This is a genomic window from Cohnella endophytica, from assembly GCF_003628305.1.
In the GTDB taxonomy this organism is placed as follows: domain Bacteria; phylum Bacillota; class Bacilli; order Paenibacillales; family Paenibacillaceae; genus Cohnella; species Cohnella endophytica.
The window spans coordinates 23039-30514 of sequence record NZ_RBZM01000019.1 but is presented as its reverse complement, the minus strand read 5'-3'; the positions used below and the strand labels follow the sequence as shown (position 1 = coordinate 30514).

The window sequence follows — 7476 nt, the reverse complement described above, 5'->3', positions numbered from 1 at the left end:
GAGTGGGTAATGCAGCTTGAAGACCGCTCACAATTTTACAGAGCACTGTAAGAACTCAAAATACAGAGCTACGCTAACTGAGCGGCTTCTTTTAAGGGACAGACTCCAGATTTAAGGGGCCTAGCCGCTATTTGCAGGCTGTTGGGAGGATTTTGAGCAAATCGGCGTTTTATACTGTAGTTTTTGCAGGTTGGCAGAGCGGGAGATAGTTTGTGAAAAGACGAAGAACCAATTTCGACGGAAATCCGGAGTTGCCGCGAATTTACGTAGGTACGCCGGGTCCGCAGATGCGGCGTATTTCCGAAGTTGCGACGGAATTCCGAAGTTGCCCCGAAGCGGCGAAGTTCCGCAGGTTCGGCGATATCCGGGGAATGCGAAGGGACATAATAACATTGCAAGATGAAAATCGATAAAGTACAATAAGGCTTAGATACGAAAATTATTTACTTAAATAATCTAATTTTCAAGAAAATCATTTTCCAAGTAGAAGGATGTCTGCCGTGAGCATTTTGAATGCCATCCAGGAAAAAATGGACCATCTGCATCTCAAAGAACGCGCGCTGGCCGAGTATTTGCTCGCACATCCCCAGCAAGCCGTGCAGATGACGATTACCGAGCTTGCGGCGCAATCCGGCAGCAGCACGGCAACGATCTCGCGTTTCTGCAAAACCTTTCATTCGCACAGTTTTCCGGACTTCAAGCAGAGGCTGGCGACCGAGCTCGTCCAACAGACGTCCACCGCCAACCAGTACCAAGATATCGTCGCCGGCAAGCCGCTGCATGACATCGTGTCCGCCATTACGACGAATCATCTCCGCTCGATTACCGATACGACCCAGGTGCTCGATCGCAACCAACTGAGTCTGGCGATCGAAGCGCTGCATAACGCCAATCGGATCGATCTGTACGGGTCCGCGACTTCCGGCATCGTGGCGCAAGATTTCTTCCATAAGCTGATCCGGATAGGTAAAGCGGCCGCGACTTTCTCCGATCCGCACATGATGCTCACATCCGCGACTTCATTAACTTCGCGCGACGTGGCGATCGGAATCTCTTACTCCGGCGAGACGCCCGAAACGATTCACGCGCTCCGCAGCGCGGCCGATCAGGGAGCGACGACGCTGTCGATTACCCGCTTCGGCGCGAATACGCTCGCTGAACATGCCGCCATCCGTTTGTTCACGTCGTCCGCCGAAGTCGGCATGAGACGCGGAGACATGGCATCCCGCATGGCCCAGCTTCACGTCGTCGACATTCTGTTCATCGGACTCGTCAGCGAACACTTCGAACAATACGTTCCCCGGTTGGAACGTTCGTATCAATTGGTTAAATCGTACACATCCAGCAAAGAGGAGAGAAAAACAAAATGAACGTTTTGACTTTCGATAGCGACGATAAACTTAACGAAGCAGCCGCCAACATTATAATCGGTCAAATCCAAACGACTCCCCGAGCCGTACTCGGCTTAGCCACGGGCGGAACGCCCGTAGGCATCTACAAACAAGTCGTGCGCGAATTCAATAGAGGAATGTTCAGTTTCCGCAACGTAACGACTTTTAATCTCGACGAATACGTCAATATTCCGATCGACCATCCCGAAAGCTATCATTCTTATATGAACAGCCATCTCTTCAGCCACATCGACCTGCCGGCGGCGCAGTGCCATATTCCGGACGGCAACGCGGCGGATCCCGCGGATGAATGCCGTCGATACGACGAAGCGATCGAGCTATCCGGCCAGATCGACCTGCAATTGTTAGGACTCGGCCACAACGGCCACATCGGATTTAACGAACCCGCGCATGCGCTGATCAAAGGTACTCACGTCGTCGATCTCGCGGAAGAAACGCTCGAGGCGAACGCCCGCTTCTTCGACTCCGTCGACGACGTGCCGAAGCAAGCGCTGACGATGGGCGTAGGCACGATACTAAAGGCCAAAAAAATTCTGCTCGTCGTCAAAGGCGCGGACAAAGCCGATATCGTGAAACGCGCGCTGCAAGGTCCGATTACGACCGATTGCCCAGCCTCCTTGCTCCAGACGCATCCGAATCTTATCGTGCTGCTAGACGCGGCGGCCGCGGGTAAACTCTCATGAGCGGCGTTACTAACGGGCAATTCCAGATCATTAACGCGCGGATCGTTACGCCCGAAGGCGTAATCGACAACGGAATCGTCCGGGTGAAGGACGGTTTAATCTCGGAAATCGAACATTTTGCTAGCATGTACGCGGAGACGAAAGCGGACGCAGAGCTAGAGACGATCGACGCGAAAGGCAGCTGGCTAATCCCCGGCTTCATCGACGTTCACGTCCACGGCGGAGCCGGACACGACTTCATGGACGCGGATGCGGAAGGCGTTGAAGCCATCACCCGTTTCCATGCTTCGAACGGCACGACAAGCATGCTCGCGACGACTTTAACGGCGTCTCGGGAAGATCTGACCGCCGTCATGGATATCGTTAGCGCATTCATGTCCAAACCGATGCCTTATGCTCAACTCGTCGGCGTGCATCTGGAAGGTCCCTTCGTCAACGTTAAATGGAAAGGCGCCCAGAACCCTGCTTATATTCTGCCCCCTCAGCCCGACTGGCTGGACGAATGGGTAAACCGATTTCCGGGACTAATCAAAATTCAGACGCTGGCTCCGGAGAACGAAGGCTCGCTCCCTTATATCGAAAAATTGGCCGCTAACGGTATCGTCCCCAGCTGCGGACATACCGATGCAACCTACGATCAAATCATTGCCGCGGCGGATCACGGCTTACGGCACGCCGTTCATACGTTTAACGCGATGACGCCTCTGCACCATCGTCAGCCCGGAACGGTCGGAGCCGTGCTTACCGACGATCGGATCGTCGCCGAAGTAATCGCCGACGGTCATCACGTACATCCGGCCGGGATCAAGCTCATTACCCGCGCCAAAGGAACCCATAACGTCATTCTGGTCACCGATGCCATGTCCGCGGCAGGCATGCCCGATGGAGATTACGATCTCGGCGGCTTGCCCGTTCACATGAAATGCGGAGTCGCCCGACTCAAGGAAAATGATAGCCTTGCGGGGAGCACGCTCACCATGATCGGCGCGGTCCGTTATTTAATTCGCGAGATCGGGGTCAGCGTCGAAGAAGCGAGCCGGATGGCAAGCGCCAATCCGGCAAGACAACTCGGCATCGACGATCGCAAAGGCTCTTTGACCGTCGGCAAAGCCGCGGATTTCCTGCTGTTAGATGAGGCGTTGGAACTTCAAGCTACATGGATCGGCGGTAGACGGATTTCCGATACTCCTGCCAGCCATTAGCTCATAGCCAAACTTAAAGGGCTCCTCCCTAAGTCTTCTCAGACTTGGAGAGGAGCCCTTCTATAATTCGCGTTATATCGCTTCGGATTGCGAGGTTTTGTTCTTGGCCAGCTTCAGGTAGCCATATACGTTCTGCAATTCGCTGTCTTCCACGAAACGAAGCCGCATATTTTCCGCGGTATCCAGAATATATGGCTTCAATGCCGCGGCACCCCCGCCGAGCACGTAGAAGCATTGAATATCCGGATATTTTTTCCAACGTTTGCGAATCAGATCGACGATCTTCTGAGCCGCCCTGCCGAAGTAGTTGTCGACGATGGGACGAATGTCCGCTTGGCCTTCCCCGACTCGCTGAATGACGAATTCATGCTTGCGAATGCGCTGGATCAGCTTTGTCCGGCTCGGGAAGCGATAGCCGTATTGATCTTCGACGTCGCGAATAATCGAATCCAAATAAGAGGCCAGACCGAGCTGCTCGCCCGTACTGAATTGATTATCGATGCTCATTCGCTTCACGACCGGGAAATCGGTCGTAAGTGCCCCCATCTCGCAAATGCCGATGACGCCATGATACAGCTCTTCGTCACGTACTTGCAGATTTTCGTGGGTGGCCATATGGAACAATGCGGCCGCACCTTCGACCGAGACGATCGCCCTGCGGATACTTACTCGAATCGTGCGCCCGCGAAGCTTCGGCGTAGACAAGAAAGTAACTTCGTGCTCGCCGACGAGACGTTCCTCGAACGATTGATGATATCGGGCGTACGTACGCACGGGCAAGCCCGTACCGACGATGTATTCGACTTGGTCGATCGTTTGACCCGGTTGAAGCGAATGCGCCACGCTAGTCACGCTAGCATACGCAAGCGCCGTCAGCGCCACGATCAGCGACTGATCGCTTGTCGCCTTGTTGTCCGTTTCCTCGAGCTCCGCGTTATCTTGGTCCTCGGATGCCAGTAAACCAACGAAATAACGTTGGTTTTTGCGCTTCAGCTTTGGGCTGTATACCATAACGTCCAACGCCTTCAGAGGAGAATCTTCCTCTTGAAGAACGTGCCTTTCGTATCCCGGAGAAACGATATTCGGGATAATCACGGGTTCGTTCGAACCGCTCACGACTAGCTTGACGCTGTCATTGCCAATATCTATTCCTGCTAGCTTAATCATCATTTACCTCCCGACTCCTTACATTCCTCTATGTTCCATTCGCTCTTTTCCGACAAATTCCTCCTTTTCCCACCCCGAATTGTGGCATTTTTTTGGTGAATAAAGGATTATCCTTCAAACGAATCGAAGTTATGCCGAAGTAAATAGAAGATGACGATGTAGAACAAGCAGGAGGAAAGTCATGAAATGGCGGCATAAGAAGTTCACGTTCATGGTAATCCGGGATGCGAACAGCTCAGTCATGCGATTTCAACTATCAGCGCTCATCCTTGTAATCGGATCGATTCTGGCACTCGTTCTGCTTGCGGTAAGCATAACCGCAATTATGCTATATCGCGGGAATACGAGCCAGATCGGACAATTAAAGCAAAAGCTTGCTACCGCTACCGGCGATTACGAGCAAACGATCGATGCCAAAAACGAGCATATCGACGAGTTGCAATCGAATCTAATCGATCTATCCCAACAAGCTAAAGCGATCAACGAACGCATGAAGGACATCACATCACTGGAATCGCAGCTCAAAAACATGGTAGGCATTAAGACCGGCGATACCGCCTCTACCAAGAAAACGGATAGTCAATCCCCCCAGGATTCAGCCGAAGACGCGGACGGGAACGAACAGTTCGCGATGGACGGAGGCACGGGCGGAGAAGACTTGCCCGTAACGCATGAGGAAATGGATCGGTTAACCGACGAAACCAAAAATTTCTTCCTTACCCTCGGAGAGCGGATCGAGCTCATGAAGCCCGAGCTGGAACTGACTAAGGATGCGGTCGCCAAGCAACAGAAGCTGATCGCGGTCACTCCCACGATCTGGCCGACCGACTCGAGGAGAATCACGTCCACGTTCGGAATTCGCAGGGATCCGTTTACGAACAGGGCGACTAACCACGCCGGCCTCGATATCGGAGGGGATATCGGGGATCCGATCTACGCTGCGGCCGATGGAACGGTAATCGAGGCCGGACGAAGCGCTTCTCACGGCAACAACGTGATGATAGCCCATGCCAACGGCATACGCACGCATTATTCGCATATGAGCAAGATTACCGCCAAAATCGGCGACAAGGTCCGCAAAGGCGACATTATCGGAGAAGTGGGTTCGACGGGGAGAAGCACGGGGCCGCACCTTCATTACGAAGTTCTGATAAATGGCGAGCACGTGGATCCCGCGCCTTATCTCAAAGCAAGCAGAAGGAGCCAGTAACCATGTTCAAGAAGAAAACCGCGAAAATCGATCCCAACATGACGGACACGTTAATAGGCGAAGGAACGACCTTCGAAGGCAAAATCAAATCGCAAGCCGGCATCCGCGTGGAAGGCCAACTGGTCGGAGATATGGATTGCGCCGGCGATATTACGATCGGCGAGAACGGCATCGCCCGCTCCAACATAAAAGCCCGCAACGTGATCGTGGCCGGGCAAGTGATCGGCAACGTATCCGCGACCGGAAAATTGACGATCAAAAATACCGGAAAGCTGCATGGCAACTTATCCGCTCTCGAGCTGTCGATCGAATCCGGAGCCGTATTCCAAGGTATGAGTATGATGGACGTCAAAGACGCTCCCCTGATCGCCCCTGCTCCCGAAGAGAAAATTCCGAACCGCGAATCCGAGATAAACCTCCCGGTCACGATCGATTCGGACAAGGATGCCGTCCTGAAAACTTGGTAGTTTGCAAGGCCTTCCGGAATTCGTGTATGATGCATAAGTAGGCAGAAGAACGGAAGGTTGACTGGAGTGAGCGAATTGGACGAAGAGTTAAAGAAAGCTTACGAGATACTAGGGTTACCGGAAGACGCGACCCGCGAGCAAGTGGAAAATCGTTATTTCATTCTCATGAAGAAAGCCCGTTCCGAGAAATCGCGTTCCGAAGCCGGCGTCGACGAGCAACCCGGAATCAACCTCGCGGACTACAACCGGGCGTACAATCTCGTGCTCGGCATCGAATCCGAGAAAATCATTACCGTCGAGAAGCAAACGAAGTTCGGCCATTTTGTATACTATTATAAATTCCATGTCATTATCGGGTTTATTATCGTCTTGCTCGCCAGTTATTTCATTAAAGAAGGCATCGACAAGAGACGGGAAGCAGCCAACACGCCCCCGGCCAATCTATCGGTATCCGTATTCGGCAACTTCTACTTCGCGGACGAGACACTGTTGCAAGCCAACATGCTTAAACTCATCCCCGACTGGAAGCGCATCAAGACGACCGTCGTATTCGTTCCGACAGAGGTCAAGAGCCAGCAAGATATGGCTTTGCAGCAGAAAAGCGTCCTCATGCTCATGACCGAGAAATCCGAGTTATACATTACCGATGAAACGAACTTCAACGGCCTCGCCGCCCAAGGAGCATTCGTGAAGCTGGACGATTTCATGAAATCGGAGCCGTTACAAGTGCCCGCAGACAAAATCGTTAACGCGCAATCCGCGGATGATACCGAGCAGCATCCTTACGGAATCGACATTACTGGCAATCCGATTTTTAAGGACGTCGACATGTCCGGATCTCCAAAGATCATTCTCGCGATCAGGGCAAAGGAAACGAAATGGCCCGATACCGAGAAGTTGCTGGAACAAATCGTTCGAACGAACCCTTGATCGTATAAACAAAGAGAACGAGCATGGCTTATCGCCTCGCTCGTTCTCTTTTTCTATGCCTTGTCCCAATCTTCTACCTTAGACTAGCCTGTAGACAAGCACGGCTTGAACGATCAGAATGACGGGCATCCCGATGACGAACGACGGATGTTTCGTCTTATGGCGCTTGATCCTCATTCCCGAGATCGCACCGATCGACCCGCCTATCGCCGCCAGAATGAACAGCGTTCTCTCGGGCACTCTTCTGCCGTGTTTTCTCGCTTGGGATTTATCGTACGCCATCGCGCCGTAAGCGATGAGGTTCATAACGAGGATATACGCGATAAATAACTTCATCAATCTGCTTGCCCTCTCTTTCGCTGCCAACCGTGATCTTCCCGGCTTTCTTATGTAGAGTCTCGTCTG

The 7476-nt window shown here is 52.7% G+C and carries 8 protein-coding genes; 6 read left to right on the top strand and 2 right to left on the bottom strand.

What is annotated here, in order from left to right:
- The first annotated feature begins 500 nt into the window (after positions 1-500).
- Genes D7Z26_RS26900 through nagA form a run of 3 tightly spaced genes read left to right on the top strand, consistent with a single transcriptional unit; the run spans position 501 to position 3297 of the window.
- On the top strand, positions 501-1370 hold the full coding sequence (locus tag D7Z26_RS26900; RefSeq protein ID WP_267901023.1) for a MurR/RpiR family transcriptional regulator: 870 nt from the start codon (positions 501-503) through the stop codon (positions 1368-1370).
- A complete protein-coding gene (gene nagB / locus D7Z26_RS26895) occupies positions 1367-2095 on the top strand; it encodes a glucosamine-6-phosphate deaminase (protein WP_120980120.1) in 729 nt (242 codons plus the stop codon). The genes D7Z26_RS26900 and nagB overlap by 4 nt, the downstream gene beginning before the upstream one ends.
- Positions 2092-3297, top strand: coding sequence for an N-acetylglucosamine-6-phosphate deacetylase (nagA, locus tag D7Z26_RS26890; RefSeq protein WP_120980119.1), 1206 nt, complete (start codon positions 2092-2094; stop codon positions 3295-3297). The genes nagB and nagA overlap by 4 nt, the downstream gene beginning before the upstream one ends.
- 72 nt (positions 3298-3369) lie before the next feature.
- On the opposite strand, the gene D7Z26_RS26885 is transcribed toward nagA, so the two are convergent.
- Positions 3370-4464, bottom strand: a complete 1095-nt coding sequence (locus D7Z26_RS26885; RefSeq protein ID WP_120980118.1) for a ParM/StbA family protein — start codon at positions 4462-4464, stop codon at positions 3370-3372.
- Between the two features lie 181 nt (positions 4465-4645).
- Between D7Z26_RS26885 and D7Z26_RS28035 the strand changes: the two genes are divergently transcribed.
- From D7Z26_RS28035 to D7Z26_RS26870, 3 genes are all read left to right on the top strand, one after another.
- Positions 4646-5674 carry a M23 family metallopeptidase gene (locus tag D7Z26_RS28035; RefSeq protein ID WP_120980117.1) on the top strand — a complete coding sequence of 343 codons (1029 nt, stop codon included), beginning with the start codon at positions 4646-4648 and terminating at the stop codon, positions 5672-5674.
- 2 nt (positions 5675-5676) lie between these two features.
- Positions 5677-6141 carry a bactofilin family protein gene (locus tag D7Z26_RS26875; RefSeq protein WP_120980116.1) on the top strand — a complete coding sequence of 155 codons (465 nt, stop codon included), beginning with the start codon at positions 5677-5679 and terminating at the stop codon, positions 6139-6141.
- 66 nt (positions 6142-6207) lie between these two features.
- A complete protein-coding gene (locus D7Z26_RS26870) occupies positions 6208-7071 on the top strand; it encodes a hypothetical protein (protein ID WP_120980115.1) in 864 nt (287 codons plus the stop codon).
- A gap of 78 nt (positions 7072-7149) precedes the next feature.
- On the opposite strand, the gene D7Z26_RS26865 is transcribed toward D7Z26_RS26870, so the two are convergent.
- Positions 7150-7437: a DUF1294 domain-containing protein gene (locus tag D7Z26_RS26865; RefSeq protein ID WP_325050479.1), complete on the bottom strand. Its 288-nt coding sequence runs from the start codon at positions 7435-7437 to the stop codon at positions 7150-7152.
- Positions 7438-7476 lie beyond the last annotated feature (39 nt).